The organism is Streptomyces sp. NBC_01525, from assembly GCF_045040405.1.
GTDB classification, from domain to species: Bacteria; Actinomycetota; Actinomycetes; order Streptomycetales; family Streptomycetaceae; genus Streptomyces; species Streptomyces benahoarensis.
In genome coordinates this window covers 1,246,551-1,266,140 of record NZ_CP109397.1, presented here as the reverse complement: position 1 = coordinate 1,266,140, position 19,590 = coordinate 1,246,551, and the positions used below count along the sequence as shown (strand labels likewise).

The following is a 19,590-nucleotide window of genomic DNA, read 5'->3' as shown; positions in this document are numbered from 1 at the left end:
CGGTCCCGGGCGCCTGTGTGCCAGGGGTGTCAGTGCCCCGAGGGCTTGGCGGCGGTGACCTCCGCGGCGTTCACCAGGACGTACCGGTGGTTGAACTGCACGGTGTAGTACCGCTTCGCGCCGTGCACGACCGTGCCGTTGGACGGCGAGAAGTCCGACGCCGCCTCCGGCTCCCCGCTGGTGACGTACGCCTGACCTGCGCGGATCCCGTATTTCTCCGCCGTCAGCGGCGTCTGCTTCGACGGCTTCACGTCCGCCGGGTACTCGGACTCCTCCGGGTACGCCGTGCCGTACACGTGCGCCGCGCCTGTACCGGCAGGCTTCACGATGCGCACATCCGTGGCCGGAGTGGTGTTACGGCCGCCGGGGTTGTGGATCCAGCCCTTCTGGCCGTCGAACCAGATGGCGGTCCAGTCGCCCTGCTGACCGGCCACCACGAACTGCTGCCCCGCCTGGACGGTGGTGCTCCAGTCCGCGACGCCGTCCGTACCGGCCTTGGCGTCCTTGCCCGCGTGCACGACCGGGTCGAGCAGCAGCGGCGCGTCATCGGCGGGCGCGCTGCGCACGAACAGGGCGCTGGACGGACCGCTCTGCGGCCCGCACTCCTTCACCTTGCCGGACGGGTCGTCCGCCGGGCAGACGGTGTACGTCTGGCGGTTCTCGTCGAAGCCCGGCGTGATGGTCACCGCCGAGCCGACCGGGCCGACGCCCCGCGCGCCCTCGTCGATGGGCGCGCCGATCAGCCGCATGAAACGCGTCCAGTCCCAGCTGTTGCCCGGGTCCCAGTGCATGCCCGCGAGGGTGTCGTCCGAGGGGCCGGTGATGTTGTCGTGCCCGAGGATGTGGCGCCGGTCCAGCGGGATGTCGTACTTGGCCGCCAGCCACTTCACCAGCTCCGCCGTCTTCTCGTACACGACCGGCGTGTACCAGTCCGCACCGTGCGCCGAGAAGCCCTCGTGCTCGATCTGGATGGCGTGGAGGTTGCTGTCGTAGTTGCCGTCCCCGAACGCGACGTCCTTGTTGGGCACCATCTGCGTGACCTCGCCGTCGGAGGCACGCATGACGTACTGCGCCGAGGCGCCGCCCGCCGTCTGGAACGTCTTGATCGCGTTCTCGTACGAGCCCTCCGTGGTGTGGAGGACGATCTGCGTGATCTTGACGCCGTTCGCCGGCCGGTCGGAGACCTGCCCGTTGGCGGCCGCGGCCGGCACGAACGTGCAGGTCAGCGTCGCGGGGCACTCGGTCGGCGGCGTCGGGGCGTCGGTGAGCCGCAGCTTGGTGAACTGCCGGGTGACGGGCTTGGCGGACGGCACCGCCTGCATCGTCACCGCACCACCGTCCGACTGCCGCCGCGCACCGGAGTTGATCGCGGAGAACACGGAGGTGACGTACGAGGTGGCCGCCTTCTTGTCCGTCAGACGGCTGTACCTGGCCACCGCCGCGGTCCACTGCGACGGGTCGTCGGACGTCCCGCCCGTCAACTGCTTCTGGTACGAGGCGAGCAGCGCGGCGCCGCCGCGGATGTTGTGCGCGGAACGGTGTCGCAGCTTGTCGGCCGGGAGCCCGGTCAGCTCGGCGGCGGCCCGCAGGGTGTGCAGTTCGGGGTGGCCCGCGAACGAGGTGAGGTCGGAGCGCCCGGCGGCACCGGCGGCGCCCCCGGAGACCATCTTCGGCGTCACGTCGGTGAGGTTCATCAGGCCCCAGCCGCCGGTCTGGCTGTAGCCGGAGTGCTGCTGCCAGCCGGACTCCTGACGGGCCACGCCCAGCAGCACCGGCAGTGGAACGTGGAACTCCTTGGCAGCCGCGGTGAATTCGGCCTGCAAGGAGGGCGTCGGGGCGTCGTTCTGAGCCTGCGCCAGGGAGGGCAGAAAAGCGAAGGCGCCTGCGGCCAGCGTCCCGCCGAGGACCGCCGCGGGAAGCCAGCGTTTCTTTTTGCGCTTGTGCAAAACATTCCCTTCGGTGCAACGGTGCACCGGGCGATACCGGGAGAAAGGCCGTGAGATTGCGGGCGGCGCACCGGGTGGGGGGCGGTGCGGAACCACGCGGACACACCACAGACGGGCAACTCGCCTCGGCGGGGGGTGGTTTCGGCACCGTACGACATGAGATCAGAAAATCGCTCCGGTTCCCAGGGCGGTAGCCGATTGTGACCTCACCTTCAGCGGCCTGTTGTCCGGCGTTCGTCGTGGGACGCGGGGCGCGCGGGGACGGGCGCGCCGCCTCGCGCGGGCCGCGGCCCCGGCTCCGCGACCGGCACCCGGGCCCGTGCAACCAACCCGCGCTACGCGGTGTTTCACGAACGGAAGACAACGCCGCCCCGCATGCAGTCGGGGGAGCGCGGCGGCGCCTTCCGCACCGCCGGTGACCGCCGTCGGAATGCACAGCGAACGCACCACACACACGGTGTGATGTGAGGAGAGGCAGTCATGGAAGAGTTCGCGGCCTTAACGGCGACTCAGCTTGCCGCCCGGATCCGCGAGGGGAGCGTCTCCCCCGTCGAGGCGGTCCGCGCCAGCCTGGAGCGGATCGAGCAGCTCAACCCCTCGGTCAACGCATTCGTCACCGTCTGCGCCGACGAAGCCCTCGCCCACGCCCGGGAGGCCGAGCGTGCGGTGGCGGCGGGCGCAGAGCCGGGCCCGCTGCACGGCGTCCCCATCGGGGTGAAGGACCTCGACCCCGTCGCGGGCGTGCGCACCACCCGCGGCTCCCGGGTCTTCGCCGACGACGTCCCGGCCGACACCATCCTCTGTGTCGACCGCCTCGTACGCGCCGGGGCCATCGTCGTCGGCAAGACCAACACCCCGGAATTCGGCTTCAAGGCCACCACCGACAGCGCCCTGCTGGGCCCCGCCTCGACCCCCTTCAACCTCGCGATGAACGCGGGCGGTTCCTCCGGCGGCAGCGCAGCCGCCGTCGCCACCGGCATGGTCCCGCTCGCCCAGGGCTCGGACGCCGGCGGATCCCTGCGGGTGCCCGGCGCGTTCTGCGGCGTCTTCACGATGATGACCACCTTCGGCCGGGTCGCCGTCCCTGCCCGCCCCAACGCCTTCCGCCGCCTCAACCCGATGGTCTGCTACGCCCCGCTGGCCCGCACCGTCGAGGACGCCGTCCTCGGCCTGGACCTCATGTCGGGCCCGCATCCACGCGACCCGTACTCCTTCCCCGTGACCGAGCCACTCGCCGACGCCCTCTCGCCGTCGCTGACCGGCATGCGCATCGCCTACCTCCCCGACCTCGGCGGCTACCCGGTCGAGCCCGAGGTGGAGGCCGCCGTACGGGCCGCGCTGCCGGTGCTGAAGGAGGCCGGTGCGGAGGTGGTGGAGGTCGACGACTTCCGCCTGCCGGTCCCGCACGCCGAGCTGACCACCCGCTGGCGCCGCTATCTCTCCCTCTGCCACGCGGAATCCGCCGAGGTCAGCAAGGCACAGGGCGTGGACCTGCTGGGCGAGCAGGGCCGGGACGTCGACCCCGCGTACCTGGAGAGCGTCCGCACCGGCGCCGCCCTGGACGCCGTGCAGTTCCGTCTCGGCGACCTGGTCCGCACCCGCGTCCTGGACACCTTCGAGGACCTCTTCGACGCCTACGACCTCGTCGTCAGCCCCGTGAACTGCGTCGCCGGTATCGCCAACGACGCCACCCGCACCACCGTCGGCCCCACCGAGGTCGCCGGGCAGCCCGTCGACCCGTTCGTCGGCTGGTCGATGACGAGTCCGTTCAACCTCATCGGCAGCCCCGCCGCCACCGTTCCGGTGGGCCGCGCGGCCAACGGCGTTCCCATCGGCATGCAGTTCGCCGCCCGCCGCCATCACGACGCGGCCGTCGTGCGTGGCGCGGCCGCCTGCCAGGAACACCTGCCTTGGAAACACCTCTACGAGGACCTGGACCCGGCCCTCACCACCCGATGACCGCCCCCGGGGCCTCTGGTCCCACCGCGCCTCGCACGCCGAGCAAGGACACCTCTGAGATGACCGACCTCTCCTCCCCTCCGGTACCGCTCCACGCTGCCCTCTTCGACCTCGACGGCACCCTGATCGCCACCGAACACCGCAGTCGCGCCGCCTGGACCCGCCTCTTCCACGTCCATGGTCTGGAGGCCGACGACGCGCTGCTGGCGACCTTCGTCGGACGCCGCGGCCAGGAGGCGCTGGCCGACCATGTCCACCGGTTCCCCGGCAGCACCGTCGCCGACCTCTTCGACGAGGCCGTCGGCTACCTCAACGGCCCGGACATCCCCCCGCCGCACCCCGTGCCGGGCGCCGCCGAGCTGGTGCGGCGACTGCACGACGCGGGCGTCCCGATGGCGGTCGTCACCTCCGGGCTCCGCGAGCACGCCGGGGCCCTGCTGGACCACATCGGCGGCGCCGACCTCTTCACCACGATGGTCACTGCCGAGGACGTGGCCCGCGGTAAACCCCACCCCGAAGGGTTCCTCGCCGGATGCGCGGCCCTGGGCGTCACCCCCGACCGGGCGGTGGCGTTCGAGGACGCCCCCGCCGGTGTCGCCGCGGCCAAGTCCGCAGGGCTGGCCTGCGTGGCCCTGACCACCACCCACGACGCCGAGGCGTTGAAGGCCGCCGACCTCGTCGTGCCCGACCTCAGCGACATCGCCTGGCCGCCGCTGTCCCTGACCGTGGCCTGACCAACGGAACGGAGGGATCCCACCATGCGGCCCCAGCCGCCCGACCCGGGGAGCGCCGCCCCGGAACACACCACCACGGCGCGGCCCGGGGCCGCGGGCGGGAGCCTTCGTCCGGCCGTCCACCGGTGGCGACTGCTCGCCGTGCTCCTCGCGGCGCAGTTCATGGCCAACATCGACACCGCCATCGCCAACATCGCCGCCCCCGCTATCCAGAGCGACCTCGGCGCCTCCGGCGGCGAAGCGGGCCTGGTGGTCTCCGGCTACGTCGTGGCCTACGCCGTCCTTCTTGTCGCGGGCGCCCGCCTCGGCGGCAGCCGTGGCCACCGCCGGATCTTCCTCGCGGGCATGGCGCTCTTCACCGCCGCGTCCCTCGCCTGCGCCCTGGCCTTCGACCCGGCCACACTGGTCGCGTCCCGGATCGCCCAGGGCGCGGGCGCGGCACTGATGGTGCCCCAGGTCCTGAGCGGCATTCAGCTGTACTTCACCGGACGACAGCGCATCAAGGCGCTGGGCTACTACGCCATCGCCCTCTCAGGCGGCGCCGTGGCGGGCCAGGCCCTCGGCGGAGTCCTGATCGCCGCCAACATCCTCGGCACCGGCTGGCGCCCGATCTTCCTCATCAACGTCCCGGCCGGGTTGCTGCTCTTGTGGGCAGCGGTGCGGGTGATGCCGGCGGATGTGGGGGAGGGGACTGCCTCAGCCGGGACTCGGGCAGCGAGCTCGAAAGCTGCGGCGGCTGCTTCCTCTCGCCCCGGGCCCTCCGCCCCCGAGTACGTCCGCCCGGAGGCTGTCGATTCGGGGCCCGCATGCCCCGAGTCCGCCCGTCCCGAACCTGCCTTCCTGGAGACGGCGCCTGACGCTGCCTGGGGTCCGCTCTCATCCGGTCCCGGCCCCGGCACCGGGGCGGGAAACCCGGAGTCCGCCCATTCCGGGCCGGCCTGCCAGGAGGCCACCTCTGGCCCTGCCAGGGACGCGTTCCCTTCCGGCTCCGGCTCCGGCTCCGATCCCGCTCCTCGCCCTGGGACCACCACGATCGTGGCGGTTCCCGACGACGTCGACGTCCATGGCATGGCGTTGCTGGCCACCACGGTGCTGCTGCTCATCGTGCCGCTGCTGTTGGGCACCGACGCGGGATGGCCCTGGTGGATGTGGGTCTGTCTGGCGGCCGTCGTGCCGATGGGGGCGGAGTTCCGGCGCAGCCAACGGCGCCGCGCCGCGCGGGGCGGACGGCCGCTGATCGCCGAGGAGGTGGTCCGCGAACCGGTGATCCGTTGGTCCCTGGCCGCACACGGCGCCACCACCATGACGTACTTCGCCCTCCTCTTCGTACTCGCCGTATACCTCCAGGAGGGACTGGGCCGCGGCCCCGCCTATGCGGGGATGGCCATGATCTCCTGGGTCGCCGCGTTCGGCCTGGCCGGTCCGCTGCTGGCCCGGGTGCCGTCCCGGTACGCCGCCGTGATGCCCGCGGTGGGCTGCACCGTCCTGGCGGGCGGCTACGCCGCGGTGTGGCTCTACCTGGTGACGGGCCATCGGACCGGCCCGCCGCTCTTCCTGCTGCTGGGCATCGGCGGGCTCGGCCTGGGCATCAGCTCCAACGCCCTGATCGCCCGGATGACGTTCGTACTGCCGGACCGCTACGCCGCCGATCTGTCCGGCGTCATCAGCACCAACGCGCAACTGTGCGGTGCGCTCGGCGTCGCGACACTGGGCGGCGGCTACCTCCACCTGACCGACGGCGGCTCGGCCTCCGCCGCCGCATCGGCCCACGCGCTCCAGGCGGTACTGGCCACCTCCGCCGTCCTGGCAGTGCTCGCCGCACTGGCTTCCCAACGTGGCGGCCGCACCCGCCCCACAGAAGCCGAGCCCACCACCCCCGTGGCCACGACCACAACCGTCACCACAACCAGGCCGGAGCGGGGCGACCCGTAGCGGAAGAGGAGGAGGCGGGGCGGGTGGGCTGGGGGAGGGGGAGAGGGAGGGGAAAGCCAAGAAGCCAGCAGACTGCCGAGCCAACCGCCAAGGGACCAACCGGCCAGGGGCCAACCGTTCAACTCGTCAACCGGCCGAGCAGCCAAGGGGCCGCCAACCGTTCAACCGGCCAACCGGCCGAGCAGCCAAGGGAGCAACCGGCCATCCGACCAACCTCCCCTTCCCGCTCTCCTCACCCGTGCGTGAGAAAGGCCCGGTGAACGAGCCGCCCCACCGGGCGCTGCCGCTCTTCGCGGAGGCCCTCGACCGCTACCGTGCGCTCGGCGACCGCGCCGGGCAGGCCAGGGCGCTGCACAGCATGGGCACCGCGGCCCGCCACTGCACCTCGGTCACCACTGCACCGCCGGTGACCACTGCCGCGACGCCCTCGACGGCTACCGCCGCCTCCCCCACGCCGACGACGGGCAGGCCCGCACCCGCCACCACCTCGGCCACCTGGCGGCCGCCCTGGACCAGCCCGCCGAGGCCCACCGCTGGTGGGAGCCGGCCCGCACGGCATACGAGAACGCGGAACTGCCCCAGCACGCCAACGAGATCACCGCCCTGCTGGCCGAACCCCCGGACGAAGATCCCACCGTGGCCCCGCCCTCCGACCGCGCCACGGGCCCGCGCCCGCCCGAGCGCGAACGCACCCGCCCCGACGCCCCCTGACACACACCGCCATCCGACGGCCCCGTGTGCCCGCCCCGCCCCACCCCATACCAGGGCGGGGCGGGGCGGGGCCAGGCGCCCGCCGCTGCCTACCGCGACGCATACGGCAGGAGCGCCATCTCCCGGGCGTTCTTGATCGCACGGGTCAGCTGCCGCTGCTGCTGTGCGGTGACGCGGGTGATCCGACGGCTGCGGATCTTGCCGCGGTCCGAGAGGAACGTCCGGAGCAGGGCGGTGTCCTTGTAGTCGATGTACGTGATGCCCGCCCGGTCAAGGGGGTTGGGACGGGGCCGGGACGCCTTGCGGGGAGCGGGGCGGCGAGTCATGGCAGAACCTTTCAGCGGAGTCGGTGAGGGGAAGACGGGGAGTCGGATGCGATGGCGGGAGAGCCGGGGAACGTCGGAGTCGAGGGTGGGAGAGCAGGGAACGTGCGAATCGTCGGAGGCAGGGCCGGGGAAGCCGGAGCCGGTGGTCCGAGGGACGGACCAGCGGCAGGAAGGGGCCGTCGCCCCCGACACCGTCAGACCGCCGGCTCCAACAGCCCGTCAAACGCCCCCGGAAGCTGCTTCCACGCCTCGCGGCCGCCGCCGCACTCCGCGTCCGTCAGCAGGCACGAGTCGAGCAGTCGTGTCAGGCCGTCGCGGTCGAGGCCAGGGGCGGTGAAGACCAGGTGCTGGCAGCAGTCGCCGTGCTCGGGGTGCCAGTCCAGGGCGGCGGCCGCGCGGCGGACCGGCGGCACCAGTTCCCAGGCGGCGTCGGGCAGCGCGGCGAGCCACGGTCCGGTGTTCTCCACGCACAGGGCTCCCCCGGCGGCGTCCCAGGACAGCAGCGTGTCGGGGCGGTCGGCGAGCCAGAACCGGCCGCGGCTGCGGGCCGCGGCGCACGTCAGGTCCTCCAGCGCGTCGTAGAGCCGTTCCGGGTGGAAGGGGCGGTGGCGGCGCCACACCAGGGTCGTGACGCCGCACTCGTCGGCCTCCTGCGGCAGCAGTGCGCACGCCGGATGCTGGGCCGCCGCCGCGCCGTCCACGTCGAACCCGCCGTCCTCGCCGAGTGCGGCCCGCACCAGCAGGCCGGACGTTGCCGGGAGGTGCCGGGCCGTCGGATGCAGCTGGGCCAGCAGCGCGCGGTCCGCGTCGTCGGCGTCCGGGCTGTCGACGACGGCGAGGACCGGCGCGTACTCCAGTTGGCGCGCCCAGGTGTCGCCGACCGTGCGCTGATCGGTGGCGGCAGCGGCGAGCCCGGCCTCGGCGAGGTCGTCGCCGTTGGACAGGACCGGCAGGACGAGCGCCGGATCGACGGCGGTGATGACGGTGGTGAGGATCAGCCCGTCCCCGCCGTGGGCCGCGACGACCTCGGCCATCGCGCGGGGTTCCACGGAGTCCCACAGCTCCACGACGGCCAGCCGGTGCAGACCGCTGTCGGCCAGCCGCCGGAGTTCGGGGACCAGATCCTCCCGCAGCGCGCAGCAGGCACAGTCGTTGACCAGTGGCGATTCGCCGCGCGACAGTTCGCCGTCGGCGTCGCGGAGGGTGCGCAGCACGGTGCCGTCGGCCGAGGCGCCGAGGTCGTGGTGGAGGGCGACGGCGTCCGGCACCGTGGTCAGGAGCCGCCGTACGACCTCCTGTCGGGCCTCGGCGTGCAGCCCGCCGACGAGGACAACGGGGAGCCGACGGGCGGTGCCACTCATCGGGCGTCCCGCCGATCGTCCCGTCGGCCGTAGCGGCGCTCGAAGCGTTCGACGCGTCCGGCGGTGTCGAGGACGCGCGTCTGCCCGGTGTAGAAGGGGTGGCTGTGCGAGGAGATCTCGACATCGATGACGGGATAGGTGTGGCCGTCCTCCCATTCGACGGTGGCGTCGGAGGTCGCGGTGGAGCGGGTGAGGAAGGCGAAACCGGCGGCCTTGTCGCGGAAGACGACGGGGCCGTAGGCGGGGTGGATTCCGGGCTTCATGACGGGATGGTCCTGCCTGTTCTCTCTGCTGCTGTCTGCTCTGACTGTGCTGTCTCTTGTGTGCGTGCGGCGTCCGTGCCGTCCGTCACGGCTTCGGGCGCTCGGCCCCGCTCAGCGCTCCTCACGGAAGTCGACATGTCGGCCGGCGACCGGGTCGTACTTGCGCAGGACGAGGCGGTCGGGGTCGTTCCGGCGGTTCTTGCGGGTGACGTAGACGTAGCCGGTCCCGGCGGTGGAGCGGAGTTTGACGACGGGGCGGAGTTCGGTGCGTGCCATGCCGCTACTATATGGGAATGGTTTTCATTATCGACAACGCTCTCGGGGAAAGGTGATGCCTCTCATGTCCGCCCACTGTCAGCTGACCGGAGCCAGGCCCGGCTTCGGCAGCACGATCTCCCATTCGCACCGCCGCACCTCCCGCCGCTTCGACCCGAACATCCAGCGCAAGCGCTACTGGCTGCCGAGCGAGGGGCGGTACGTCCGCCTCACGCTCAGTGCCCGGGCGATCAAGGCGGTGGATGTCATCGGTATCGAGGCGGCGGTGGCGCGGATCCGTGCGCGAGGAGGCAAGGCCTGATGGCCAAGCAGAGCAAGATCGCGAAGAACGAACGGCGCAAGGCGGTCGTCGCCCGCTACGCGGCCCGGCGCGCCGAGCTGAAGGAGGTCATCCGGCGCCCGGCCTCCAGTGATGTCGAACGCATCGCCGCCGTCGCCGAGTTGCGTCGTCAGCCGCGCGACGCCAGTGCGACCCGGGTGCGCAATCGTGACGGCGTCGACGGGCGTCCCCGCGGCCATCTGCGGAAGTTCGGGATGTCCCGCGTGCGGATGCGCGAGCAGGCGCACGCCGGATTCCTCCCCGGGGTCACCAAGTCGTCCTGGTGACCCTCCGACGCCGGGCCGCGTGCCCGGCGGAGCGTGGTGCCGCACCCCGCCGGGTGCGGCACCGTGCCCGCTGGGCGGGGTGCGCCGGGTCGTGTGTGAAGTCCCGCCCTCCGGGCGGGCGATGGGGTTTTCCGGGTGCGCCTCGGGGGGTGAGGCGTGTGGGGCACATGGTGTCAGCGGGGTGTGGGTCATGTCTTCGGGCGAACAACTTCCCCAGCAAATCGGGGCACTTGCCGTGAACTCTCCACGAGTTTTGACATGAGCACTTCCGGTTACTCGCGAGTCCTGCTACTAACGAGTTGGCAGAGACACTGCCCCTGGGAGGTTCCATGAGACTGTCCCGCGTCGCCAAGGTGACGTCCGCCCTCTTCGCCACCTTGGCGCTCGTGCTCACCGGCGCGAGCGCCGCCACCGCAGCCGAACGGTCCCTGGCCGCCACCGGCTACGTGGCACTCGGCGACTCCTACTCGGCCGGCGTCGGCGCCGGCAGTTACGACAGCGCCAGCGGCTCCTGCAAACGCAGCACGAAGTCCTATCCCGCGCTGTGGGCGGCCGCCAACTCGCCCGCGTCCTTCAACTTCACCGCCTGCTCCGGCGCCAAGACGGGCGATGTGCTGGGCGGGCAGCTCGCCCCGCTGAACTCCTCGACCGGCCTGGTCAGCATCAGCATCGGCGGCAACGACGCCGGGTTCGCGGACACTATGACGACCTGTGCGCTCCAGGGCGAAAGCGCCTGCCTGACGGCCGTCTCGAAGGCCATCGCCTACGTGGACAACACGCTCCCCGGTCAGCTCGACGGCGTCTACAGCGCGATATCCCAGAAGGCGCCGTCCGCCCATGTGGTGGTCCTCGGCTACCCGCACTTCTACAAGATCGGCGGCAGCTGCGTCGCGGGTCTGTCCGACAAGTCCCGCGCGGCCATCAACGGCGCGGCCGACGAGATCAACGGCGTCACCGCCAAGCGCGCCGCCAACCACGGCTTCGCCTTCGCCGACGTCAACTCCACCTTCAGCGGCCATGAGCTCTGCTCCGGCAGCGCCTGGCTGCGCAGCGTCACCGTGCCGGTCGACGAGTCGTACCACCCCACGGCCACCGGCCAGTCCAGCGGCTACCTGCCGGTCTTCCGCTCCGCCGCCTGACCCCAGGCGCACTCAGATGCATGGGAGGGTTCCCGGTCGGGGGTCCTCCCGCGCCGCGTCACCCGCCCGGCCCCGTCCCGCCGGGGGTTCAACTCGCCGTCCGCGCACCCTCGTACGTGATCTTCCGTAGGGTGTCGGACAACACCACGGCGAGGCAGGTGAAACCGATGGCCGGTCTGCACGTGTGTCCTCGGGGAGAGATAGGGTTACCCTGCCCGGGGCCGGGTGCCCTCGTACGGGTGGGGAGAGTCATGGAACAGATAACAGTGCGCAGCAGGGCGCGAGTCCCTGCCATCACCTGCAAAAGCGGCGCGTCCAGTGCGCGCCTCGACCGTCACCTCGCGGTGCTGGGCGGCCCTGCCATCCCGCAGCGCGAGGCGCAGGGCGCGACGTCACTGATGCAGGAACTGACGGCTCGTGATCACATGCGTACGCGGCGCAGCCGCGGCGCACGGGTGTCGTTGTTCGCGCCGCTGCGCAGGCTACGGCGTTCGCTGTTCGGCGGCCACGGCTGACCCACAGCTGACCTCGGCACCCCGGCGGCCACGCCGTCCCGGTGCGGCGCGGCGGCCCCCCGCCCGCCCGGCCCGGGACGGCGCCCCGCCACCCACCACCCGTTGCCCGTGACGGGTGGTTCTGCATATTCCGGGCCGTGATGTCCCGGCGCGCTCACAGCAGCGCGAACTGCCCGCCCGGCCCCTCCTCCTGATGGTCGAGCACGGACGCCGGGCGCCGGGCCCGCGCCGGTACCGGCAGCACCCCGGCCGCCCGCAGCTCCGCCACACCGATGCCCGGCCCCTGCGCCGCCTCCTGCCGCAGCGCGGCGCGCTCCGGCTCCGCCTCGGCCAGCAGTGCCAACACGGTGACCAGCTCCAGCAGCTCCGTCGTCCACTCCGGCGGCCAGCCGTCCGGGCCGAGCGCCGCCAGTGGCTCCTGAGCGTCCGCCCCGGCCGTCGCCGACCGCGCTGCGCACCATGCCTCAAGGACCCGCACCCCGTCCGCGTGGTACGCCCACGCGCCCGCCGGTACGGGGGCGATCCGCCCGGCGCCGAGCAGCAGCGCCTCCTCGTCCGCGTCGTACGCACAGGCCGCGGGCAGACCGCGGGGCGGCAGCGCGGCGCGGACGTACGGGCGGCGGCCGCCCGGCAGTCGGGGCCGGGCGCCCGCCGGGCCACCGCGGTCGTGCGCTCCGCGGGTCTGCAGCCACACCAGCCGCTCCCCGAGCGCCACCCCGCGCTCCCACAGCCCGGTGTCCACGGGCAGCGGGACGGCGCAGCCCCCGGCGGCGGACTGCGCCGCCGCCATCACCCACGCGAGGACGTCGGCGGGCGCCACCGAGCGGCCCAGCCGCTCCGCGAGCAGCGCGGTCAGGCCCGGCGCGAGGTTCGGTTCATGGCCGCCGGGCCGCTTGTGGAGCGGGCGGATCCGTCCGCCGCGCCCGGCCGGTGACCGTCCGTCGGGCAGCACCGCCGAGCACAGCAGGGGCGGGTCCGTCTCGCGCGGCTGCGCGGTCCACTCCACGACGAAGAGCTGCCGGGCGTCGGCGACTCGCCACAGCTCCGGCCGGGCCGCGTCGATCAGCCGGTGGTCGGGCAGCAGCCACCGCAGATCGAAGCCGCCGTGGGCGAACCGCACCGGCTCGGGGCAGCGGCCCGGCGTGCCCGCCAGCGAACCGGTCGCGGTGGCCTGGCCGGGCAGCTGCCCGACGGCGGTGTGCAGCGTACGGGCGCGCGACGGGCAGAGCAGCCGGGCGCGTTCGGCCGCGTCATCGGCGGCCGCCAGCGCGTCCCAGCGGCGGCGCAACACCGCCGGATCGGGGCCGGTGACCCAGGCACGGCCGGGCCGCAGCGGCGGCACCGACCAGGGCAGCAGATCGGACAGCAGTGGTGCGTCCTGCTTCGTCTTCACCTGATACCTCCGAGGACGCCCCCCGCCTTCAGGCGGGGGAGGACGTCAAACCAAGCCCTCCCGGACCGTTCGGCCGACCCCGGCATCGTAGGGCGTGCGCGCGAACGCCCCCGCTGCGGGCGGACGGCGGGACGTCGAAGGCTTGGGCCCGGCGCGGCGTCGTGGACGCACCCCGGGCCTGGAGCGGATCTGACGCGGGACGTGTCCCGGTGGCTCAGTCCGCGTCCAGCGTGACGGTGAACGAGAACCGGTCGCCGCGGTAGTGGATGTGCGTGACGTCGACCGCCCGGCCCGACTCGTCGTAGGTGATGCCGGTGTAGTGCAGGATCGGGCTGAGCAGCGGCACCCGCAGCAGCCGGGCGGTCTCCGGGTCGGCGAGCCGCGCCTCGACGGTGTCGGTGATCCGGCTGATGCGCACGCCGACGGTGTCCCGCAGCACCTTCGTCATCGGCCGGTGCGCCAGATCGGCCGGGTCGACGCGGGCGGCGACCTCGGGGTGGACGTAGTTGCGGGCGTGGTTGGTCGGCTCGCCGCTCTCCTCGTCGCTGCGCAGCCGGACGTACCCGGCGACCTCCCGCAACCCCGGGAAGAACTCCGCGAGTTCCGGAGGCACGGGCACCGGCCCGTGCTCCAGCAGCCGGGAGGTCATCCCGGACTGCTGGGCCACGATCGCGTCCACCGAACCGAGCAGCCGCACCGGGGCGGCGCGCCGGGCGCTCGGCTCGATGAACGTGCCGCGCCGCCGGTGCCGGCTGATCAGTCCCTCCGTCTCCAGCTCCTTCAGTGCCTGACGCATCGTCAGCACGCTGACGCCGTAGTGCGTGGCGAGCGCGTCCTCGGTCGGCAGCCGCAGCGGCGCGTCCGGGGAGCGGCCCAGTATGGAGGCGCGCAGCGACTGTGAAACCTGGTACCACAGGGGCAGTTTGCGGTTCAGGGCGAGCGAGTCGGGAGCGAAGGTCGTCACAGGGCGTTCCCCGGTGTCACGGGCGGAAGTGGCGCTGGAGACCCTGCCATACGTCGTCATAGCCGCGCTGCAGGTGGTCGGCCTGCCTGGCCTGATCGGTCAGCGTCAGCGGCCAGCGGGTCTCGAACATGAAGGCAAGACCGTCGTCGATCTTCTGCGGCGCCAGCTCCGCCGCGCTGGCCCGCTCGAACGTCTCCTGGTCCGGTCCGTGCGCCGACATCATGTTGTGCAGCGAGCCGCCGCCGGGTACGAACCCGCCTCGCCCGCCGGTCTTGGCGTCGTACGCGCCCTCGATCAGGCCCATGTACTCCGTCATCACATTGCGGTGGAAGTACGGCGGCCGGAAGGTGTCCTCGCCGACCAGCCAACGCGGCGCGAAGACGACGAAGTCCACCCCGGCCAGCCCCGGGGTGTCGGACGGCGAGGTGAGGACGGTGAAGATCGACGGGTCCGGGTGGTCGTAGCTGATCGACCCGATGACGTTGAAGCGGTGCAGGTCGTAGACGTACGGGACGTGGTCGCCGTGCCAGGCGACGACATCGAGCGGCGAGTGGTCGTAGGTCGCGCTCCAGAGGTTGCCGCAGAACTTGTTGACGACCTCCACGGGCCGCTCGGTGTCCTCGTACGCGGCGACCGGGGCGCGGAAGTCCCGGGCGTTGGCCAAGCCGTTGGCGCCGATCGGGCCGAGGTCGGGGAGCTGGAACGGGCGGCCGTAGTTCTCGCAGACGTAGCCGCGGGCGTGCGGGCCGGTCAGCACGGCGCGGAAGCGGACGCCGCGCGGGATCAGCGCGACCTCGCCCGGTGCGGCGCGCAGCACGCCGAACTCCGTGTGCAACAGCAGCGTGCCGCTCTCCGGCACGATCAGCAGCTCGCCGTCGGCGTCGCCGAACACCCGGTCCGTCATGGAGGAGTTGGCGTAATACAGATGCACCGCCATACCGGTGCGCCGGGTGGCGTCGCCGTTGCCGCCGAGGGTCCACAGGCCGTCCAGGAAGTCGGTCGGCTCCTGCGGCTCGGGCAGCGGGTCCCAGCGCAGGCGGTTGGGGTCGGGCACGGAGTCCGTGAACGGCGCGGAGCGCACCCCGCGCCGTGCGACCCGGACGTACGGCGGATGGGCGGCCGAGGGGCGGATGCGGTAGAGCCACGACCGGTGGTTGTGGGCGCGCGGTTCGGTGAACGCGGAGCCGCTGAGCTGCTCGGCGTAGAGGCCGAGGGGGGCGCGCTGGGGGGAGTTGCGGCCCTCGGGCAACGCGCCGGGCACCGCCTCGGAGCTGTGTTCGTTCCCGAATCCGGTGAGGTAGGCGAGGTCCGCCTCCCCGGCCGCCGCGCCCTTCCGCTCCGTGCCCGTACCTGTCATCGCGCGCTCCCGCCGATTTGAGGAATCCTGGAATCCTATGGGAAACCCTAGGATTGGTGGGGAGGGGCGTCAACGGAGACTCCCGGCCGGGGTGGCCGGATCTAGGCTCCCTGCATCTCCGGCAGCGGCCGTCGGCCGCACCCGCTCCGCCGCCGGGTACGGCCATCCGGGTGACTTCCGGTCACCTCGCGGATCGCCGGGCAGGATGGAGGGGTGCAGCAGCCCACTCCGCTCCGCCGCGTCCCCGTCCAGCGCCGCAGTGCCCAGCGCCTGGCCCGCATCCTCGACGCCTGCGCCGAGGAGCTGGAGGAGGGCGGTTACGAGGGCCTGAGCACCCGCACCGTCGCCGGGCGCGCCGGGGTGCCGATCGGCTCCGTCTACCGCTTCTTCCCGCACAAACGCGCCATGGCCGAGGCGCTCGCCGGGCGCAACCTCGACGCGTACGCCGACCGCATCACGGCCCGGCTGGCCGCCCCGGACGCACCGGGCGGCTGGCGCGGCGCGATGGACGTGGTCGTCGACGAGTACCTCGCCATGAAGCGGACGGTGCCGGGCTTCGCGCTCGTGGAGTTCACCGTCCCGGCGCCGCGCGACTCCCGCCAGGCCAACCATGCGGTCGCCGACCGCCTCCTCGGACTGCTCGCCGGGCCCCTTGCGCTGGGCGCCGCCGACGAACGGCTGCGCACCGCTTTCCTCGTCGGCGTCGAGGCGGCCGACTCCCTCCTCCAACTCGCCTTCCGGGTCAGCCCGGAGGGCGATCCGCTCATCGTCACCGAGACGAAGGAGCTGCTGCGCAGCTATCTGGCCCGGTACCTCGACGAGTGAGCCGGGGGCGGCCGTGGTGGTGCCCGCCCCGGCCCATATATCCGTTTCCCCTTCGTGACCTGGTGTTTTGCTCGTATTGCTCGCACGTCAAGACCTTGTTAACACGAGTTTCGGCCACCTAACGTCACCTCGACCGCCATCTCGGCGGGTGTTCAAGGGCGAACGTGAGGTATCCCCGTGCTGACAATCCTCGGATTTGTCATGATCGCTACCTTCTTGGTGCTGATCATGATGAAGAAGATGTCGCCGATGGCGGCGCTCGTACTCATCCCCGTGCTGTTCTGCGTCCTCGTCGGAAAGGGTGCGCACCTGGGCGATTACGTGATCAAGGGCATCGGCGATCTGGCCCCCACGGCCGCGATGCTGATGTTCGCCATCATCTTCTTCGGCGTGATGATCGACGTCGGGCTCTTCGACCCGATCGTCCGGGGCATCCTGCGGTTCTGCAAGGCCGATCCGCTGCGCATCGTCGTCGGTACGGCGGTGCTCGCCGCGATCGTCTCGCTGGACGGTGACGGCTCCACCACGTTCATGATCACGGTCTCCGCGATGTACCCGCTCTACCGGCGGCTCAAGATGAGCCTGGTCGTCCTGACCGGCATCGCCGCCACCGCCAACGGCGTGATGAACACCCTCCCCTGGGGCGGCCCGACGGCTCGCGCCGCCACCGCCCTCAAGCTCGACGCCGGTGACATCTTCGTCCCCATGATCCCGGCCCTCGCCTGCGGCCTCGCCGCCGTCCTCGTCCTCGCGTACGTCCTCGGGCGCCGCGAGCGTAAGCGGCTCGGCGTGCTGTCCTTCGACGGCGCGGACCAGACGACCGAGAGCGCGGTCGCGACGGCTGAGGCCGAGGAGACCGAGCAGGTCCTGACCGGCGCGGGCACCGGAACCGGGCACTCCGCGGCAGCGCGTACGACGCCGGCCTCCGGCGGTACGGACACCACCGCGGGCGCCGCGGGCGCCACGGACGACGGCTTCCAGGGCCTGGACCTGCACCGCGCCACCCTGCGGCCCAAGCTCTACTGGTTCAACGCCGCGCTCACCGTCGCGCTGCTCACCCTGTTGATCCTCCAGACCCTGCCGATCCCGGTGCTCTTCCTGATCGGCGCGGCCCTCGCCCTCACCGTCAACTTCCCGCAGATGAACCTCCAGAAGGAGCGCATCGCCGCGCACGCCGAGAACGTCCTGAACGTCTCCGGCATGGTCTTCGCCGCCGCCGTCTTCACCGGCGTCCTCACCGGCACCGGCATGGTCGAGCACATGGCCCGCTGGCTGGTCGGCAACATCCCGGACGCGATGGGTCCCCACATGGGCCTGGTCACCGGCGTGTTGAGCATCCCGCTGACGTATCTGATGTCCAACGACGGCTTCTACTTCGGCATCGTCCCGATCCTCGCCGAGGCCGGTGCCGCCCACGGAATCGACCCCGTCGAGATCGCCCGTGCCTCCCTCGTCGGACAGCCGCTGCACATGTCCAGCCCGCTGGTCCCCGCGGTCTTCGTCCTCATCGGCATGGCCCGCGTCGAATTCGGCGACCACACCCGCTTCACCATGAAGTGGGCCGCGCTGACCTCCCTCGTGGTGCTGTGCGCGGGACTTCTGATCGGCATCATCTAGGCCGGTACCGGAAAGCAGGTACCGGAGGGCCGGTGGCGGGCGGCCGGCAGGGGCGCCCGCCGCCCCCCACGGAACCCGCCTGCACATCCCCGAAACCCCGCCCACGAACGGAAACGGCCCCCGTGGCGGAACCCGCGAGACCCGGCAGGAGTCGCCTGCTGCGTCTGGTCCTCACCTTCTCCTGCGCCCAGGGAGCGGTGAGCATGGCGCGGTCGGCCGTCTCCTGCCGGGCCCTCGCGCTCGGCGAATGGGGCCTCCCCTGCTCGAACGTGGTGGAGAGCTTGGGGAACCCCGCGCCATCGGCGTCATCACCGCCGTCCACGCCCTGCTGCCGCTGCTCGCTGCCGTCCCGCTGGGCCGCCGTACCGGCCACGGCCGGTGCACCCCGCTACTGGTCACCGGCGTCGCACTGATCACCGGCGGCTGTGCGCTCAGCGGTCCGGCCGGATCGCTGCCCCCGCCGGCGCCCCGGCGCCGGAGCGCCGCGGCTGAGGCCGCGGACCCGCCGGGCTCAGGCCGCCGCGGCGACCTGCGTCGCCGCGCCGTCCGCGCCGTCCGCGCTGTCGGTGGGTGCCGCCGTATCCGGGCGGCGCAGCCTCGGGAAGGCCGGGGCGGCGACCAGGAAGACCAGCGAGACGAGGACGAACGGCCAGGTGAAGGTGTGGCCGCCGGACGGGGCGAAGAGGGCCGCCATCGCCGAGCTGAGGCCGGTCGCCGCGACCACCGCGACCACCGCGTAGCCCAGGCTCCAGGCGTCGGCGACGAGGAACACCCCGCACAGCGCCATCGCCACCAGCACCGCGTTGTATCCCATGGTGCCCTCGGCGACCTCCGCGGCCGGTGCGCCCAGCGCCCAGGCGGTGAAGGTGCCCACCACGCTTCCCACACAGGCCATCACCCCGGCCCGGCGGCTGGCCACGAAGATGCCGACGAGGAAGATCAGGCCGACGTACCACTGCGGCATGAAGAAGATCTGCGCGAAGTCGGCGAAGAAGGCGTGCCACAGATCGGTCCAGCTGAGCGTGGTGGGGCCGCCCGCCGGGTGGGTGAGCGCGGCGAGCCCCTCGCCGTTGTGCCAGATCCGCTCGAAGCCGGGCGCCGCGATCGTCATGGAGCTGGCCATCAGGCAGTACGGCAGCGTGAACGTCGGCAGGTCCCAGGTCGCCAGGACCCGTGCGGCGGCGCCGGTGACGACGGTGACCACCGCGCTCCCGGCCAGCGCGAGCAGCGCGGTGGAGAGGTGGTCGGCGCCGAGGAAGACGGCGAAGCCGACCGCGACCAGACAGGCGTTGAAGCCTTCGAGCCCGGCGGTGATCCGGTCCCGGGCGACGCCCAGCAGCCGGGCGGTCGCCGTGCCCACCGCCGTACCGAGCAGACCGTAGACGCCGTACTGCCAGCCGGCGGCGAACAGCGCGACGGCGAAGATCGCGCCGGTGAGGGCGTGGGGCAGGAAGTCGACCTGCGCCTGGCCGCGCAGCACCGCCAGCACGAACTCCCATAGCCGCCTGCCGGGGGCGGCCGTATCCGGTTGCGGCGCGGCGCCCTCCCTCGTGTCCCGCTGGCCCACGATGCCTCCCCATGCCCGAAATACCCCTGCCGGTCAGAGGCTGGTGCACTCTACATCTAAGAGATGTGGGGGCCGGGGTGAGGGCCCGCGCGGGGCGAC

At 72.5% G+C, this 19,590-nt stretch carries 19 protein-coding genes and 1 pseudogene; 10 read left to right on the top strand and 10 right to left on the bottom strand.

Annotation, left to right across the window (positions count from 1 at the left end; translation table 11 throughout):
• Positions 1–29: 29 nt before the first annotated feature.
• Positions 30–1,946: an N-acetylmuramoyl-L-alanine amidase gene (locus OG422_RS05630; protein ID WP_405740367.1), complete on the bottom strand. Its 1,917-nt coding sequence runs from the start codon at positions 1,944–1,946 to the stop codon at positions 30–32.
• A 480-nt stretch (positions 1,947–2,426) separates the two neighbouring features.
• Here OG422_RS05630 and OG422_RS05625 point away from each other — a divergent pair, with 480 nt between their 5' ends.
• From OG422_RS05625 to OG422_RS05615, 3 genes are read left to right on the top strand one after another with little or no spacing between them, the layout of a single operon-like run.
• On the top strand, positions 2,427–3,905 hold the full coding sequence (locus OG422_RS05625) for an amidase (RefSeq protein ID WP_405740364.1): 1,479 nt from the start codon (positions 2,427–2,429) through the stop codon (positions 3,903–3,905).
• 59 nt (positions 3,906–3,964) lie between these two features.
• Positions 3,965–4,639, top strand: coding sequence for an HAD family hydrolase (locus OG422_RS05620; RefSeq protein ID WP_405740361.1), 675 nt, complete (start codon positions 3,965–3,967; stop codon positions 4,637–4,639).
• Positions 4,640–4,663: 24 nt separating this feature from the next.
• Complete coding sequence (locus OG422_RS05615; protein WP_405740358.1) at positions 4,664–6,571, top strand: MFS transporter; 1,908 nt, start codon at positions 4,664–4,666, stop codon at positions 6,569–6,571.
• Between the two features lie 309 nt (positions 6,572–6,880).
• Here OG422_RS05615 and OG422_RS05610 read toward each other — a convergent pair whose 3' ends face one another.
• From OG422_RS05610 to rpmG, 5 genes are all read right to left on the bottom strand, one after another.
• Positions 6,881–7,156 carry a hypothetical protein gene (locus OG422_RS05610; protein ID WP_405740355.1) on the bottom strand — a complete coding sequence of 92 codons (276 nt, stop codon included), beginning with the start codon at positions 7,154–7,156 and terminating at the stop codon, positions 6,881–6,883.
• A gap of 215 nt (positions 7,157–7,371) precedes the next feature.
• A complete protein-coding gene (rpsR, locus tag OG422_RS05605) occupies positions 7,372–7,608 on the bottom strand; it encodes a 30S ribosomal protein S18 (protein ID WP_143944446.1) in 237 nt (78 codons plus the stop codon).
• Between the two features lie 194 nt (positions 7,609–7,802).
• Entirely contained in the window at positions 7,803–8,969 is a 1,167-nt protein-coding gene (locus tag OG422_RS05600) for a CobW family GTP-binding protein (protein WP_405740352.1), read from the bottom strand.
• Positions 8,966–9,232, bottom strand: a complete 267-nt coding sequence (locus OG422_RS05595; protein WP_405740349.1) for a type B 50S ribosomal protein L31 — start codon at positions 9,230–9,232, stop codon at positions 8,966–8,968. Before OG422_RS05595 ends, OG422_RS05600 begins: the two co-directional genes overlap by 4 nt.
• Before the next feature lie 111 nt (positions 9,233–9,343).
• Entirely contained in the window at positions 9,344–9,508 is a 165-nt protein-coding gene (gene rpmG, locus OG422_RS05590) for a 50S ribosomal protein L33 (RefSeq protein WP_405740346.1), read from the bottom strand.
• Between the two features lie 64 nt (positions 9,509–9,572).
• On the opposite strand from rpmG, the gene rpmB reads away from it, so the two are divergent.
• From rpmB to OG422_RS05570, 4 genes are all read left to right on the top strand, one after another.
• Complete coding sequence (gene rpmB, locus OG422_RS05585; RefSeq protein WP_405740343.1) at positions 9,573–9,809, top strand: 50S ribosomal protein L28; 237 nt, start codon at positions 9,573–9,575, stop codon at positions 9,807–9,809.
• Complete coding sequence (gene rpsN, locus OG422_RS05580; protein WP_143944441.1) at positions 9,809–10,114, top strand: 30S ribosomal protein S14; 306 nt, start codon at positions 9,809–9,811, stop codon at positions 10,112–10,114. Before rpmB ends, rpsN begins: the two co-directional genes overlap by 1 nt.
• A gap of 329 nt (positions 10,115–10,443) precedes the next feature.
• Positions 10,444–11,253: an SGNH/GDSL hydrolase family protein gene (locus OG422_RS05575; RefSeq protein WP_405740339.1), complete on the top strand. Its 810-nt coding sequence runs from the start codon at positions 10,444–10,446 to the stop codon at positions 11,251–11,253.
• Between the two features lie 251 nt (positions 11,254–11,504).
• Positions 11,505–11,768, top strand: a complete 264-nt coding sequence (locus OG422_RS05570; RefSeq protein ID WP_078654008.1) for a hypothetical protein — start codon at positions 11,505–11,507, stop codon at positions 11,766–11,768.
• Between the two features lie 154 nt (positions 11,769–11,922).
• Here the strand turns inward: OG422_RS05570 and OG422_RS05565 are convergent, their stop codons facing one another.
• The 3 genes from OG422_RS05565 to hmgA form a co-directional block, all read right to left on the bottom strand.
• Positions 11,923–13,161 (bottom strand): type ISP restriction/modification enzyme, encoded by a 1,239-nt coding sequence (locus tag OG422_RS05565; protein WP_405740336.1) that lies wholly within the window; start codon positions 13,159–13,161, stop codon positions 11,923–11,925.
• Between the two features lie 214 nt (positions 13,162–13,375).
• Complete coding sequence (locus OG422_RS05560) at positions 13,376–14,125, bottom strand: GntR family transcriptional regulator (protein WP_405740333.1); 750 nt, start codon at positions 14,123–14,125, stop codon at positions 13,376–13,378.
• Between the two features lie 16 nt (positions 14,126–14,141).
• A complete protein-coding gene (hmgA, locus tag OG422_RS05555) occupies positions 14,142–15,482 on the bottom strand; it encodes a homogentisate 1,2-dioxygenase (protein WP_405740330.1) in 1,341 nt (446 codons plus the stop codon).
• 213 nt (positions 15,483–15,695) lie between these two features.
• On the opposite strand from hmgA, the gene OG422_RS05550 reads away from it, so the two are divergent.
• The 3 genes and pseudogenes from OG422_RS05550 to OG422_RS05540 all read left to right on the top strand — a co-directional run.
• Positions 15,696–16,307, top strand: coding sequence for a TetR family transcriptional regulator (locus tag OG422_RS05550; protein ID WP_405740327.1), 612 nt, complete (start codon positions 15,696–15,698; stop codon positions 16,305–16,307).
• 177 nt (positions 16,308–16,484) lie between these two features.
• The gene (locus OG422_RS05545) at positions 16,485–17,924 is read left to right on the top strand and encodes a CitMHS family transporter (RefSeq protein WP_405740324.1); all 1,440 of its coding nucleotides are present in this window, start codon (positions 16,485–16,487) and stop codon (positions 17,922–17,924) included.
• Positions 17,925–18,046: 122 nt separating this feature from the next.
• A pseudogene (locus tag OG422_RS05540) lies at positions 18,047–18,378 on the top strand (hypothetical protein); the annotation flags it as partial.
• 57 nt (positions 18,379–18,435) lie between these two features.
• Here the strand turns inward: OG422_RS05540 and OG422_RS05535 are convergent.
• A complete protein-coding gene (locus OG422_RS05535; RefSeq protein WP_405740321.1) occupies positions 18,436–19,491 on the bottom strand; it encodes an urea transporter in 1,056 nt (351 codons plus the stop codon).
• Positions 19,492–19,590: the final 99 nt, after the last annotated feature.

Excerpts from the sequence above, each read along its gene's own strand:
- OG422_RS05600 (WP_405740352.1), bottom strand. The coding sequence starts at position 8,969 with ATGAGTGGCACCGCCCGTCGGCTCCCCGTTGTCCTCGTCGGCGGGCTG.
- rpsR (WP_143944446.1), bottom strand. The coding sequence starts at position 7,608 with ATGACTCGCCGCCCCGCTCCCCGCAAGGCGTCCCGGCCCCGTCCCAAC.
- OG422_RS05575 (WP_405740339.1), top strand. The coding sequence starts at position 10,444 with ATGAGACTGTCCCGCGTCGCCAAGGTGACGTCCGCCCTCTTCGCCACC.
- rpmG (WP_405740346.1), bottom strand. The coding sequence starts at position 9,508 with ATGGCACGCACCGAACTCCGCCCCGTCGTCAAACTCCGCTCCACCGCC.
- OG422_RS05625 (WP_405740364.1), top strand. The coding sequence starts at position 2,427 with ATGGAAGAGTTCGCGGCCTTAACGGCGACTCAGCTTGCCGCCCGGATC.
- rpmB (WP_405740343.1), top strand. The coding sequence starts at position 9,573 with ATGTCCGCCCACTGTCAGCTGACCGGAGCCAGGCCCGGCTTCGGCAGC.
- OG422_RS05570 (WP_078654008.1), top strand. The coding sequence starts at position 11,505 with ATGGAACAGATAACAGTGCGCAGCAGGGCGCGAGTCCCTGCCATCACC.
- OG422_RS05595 (WP_405740349.1), bottom strand. The coding sequence starts at position 9,232 with ATGAAGCCCGGAATCCACCCCGCCTACGGCCCCGTCGTCTTCCGCGAC.
- rpsN (WP_143944441.1), top strand. The coding sequence starts at position 9,809 with ATGGCCAAGCAGAGCAAGATCGCGAAGAACGAACGGCGCAAGGCGGTC.
- OG422_RS05620 (WP_405740361.1), top strand. The coding sequence starts at position 3,965 with ATGACCGACCTCTCCTCCCCTCCGGTACCGCTCCACGCTGCCCTCTTC.
- OG422_RS05615 (WP_405740358.1), top strand. The coding sequence starts at position 4,664 with ATGCGGCCCCAGCCGCCCGACCCGGGGAGCGCCGCCCCGGAACACACC.
- hmgA (WP_405740330.1), bottom strand. The coding sequence starts at position 15,482 with ATGACAGGTACGGGCACGGAGCGGAAGGGCGCGGCGGCCGGGGAGGCG.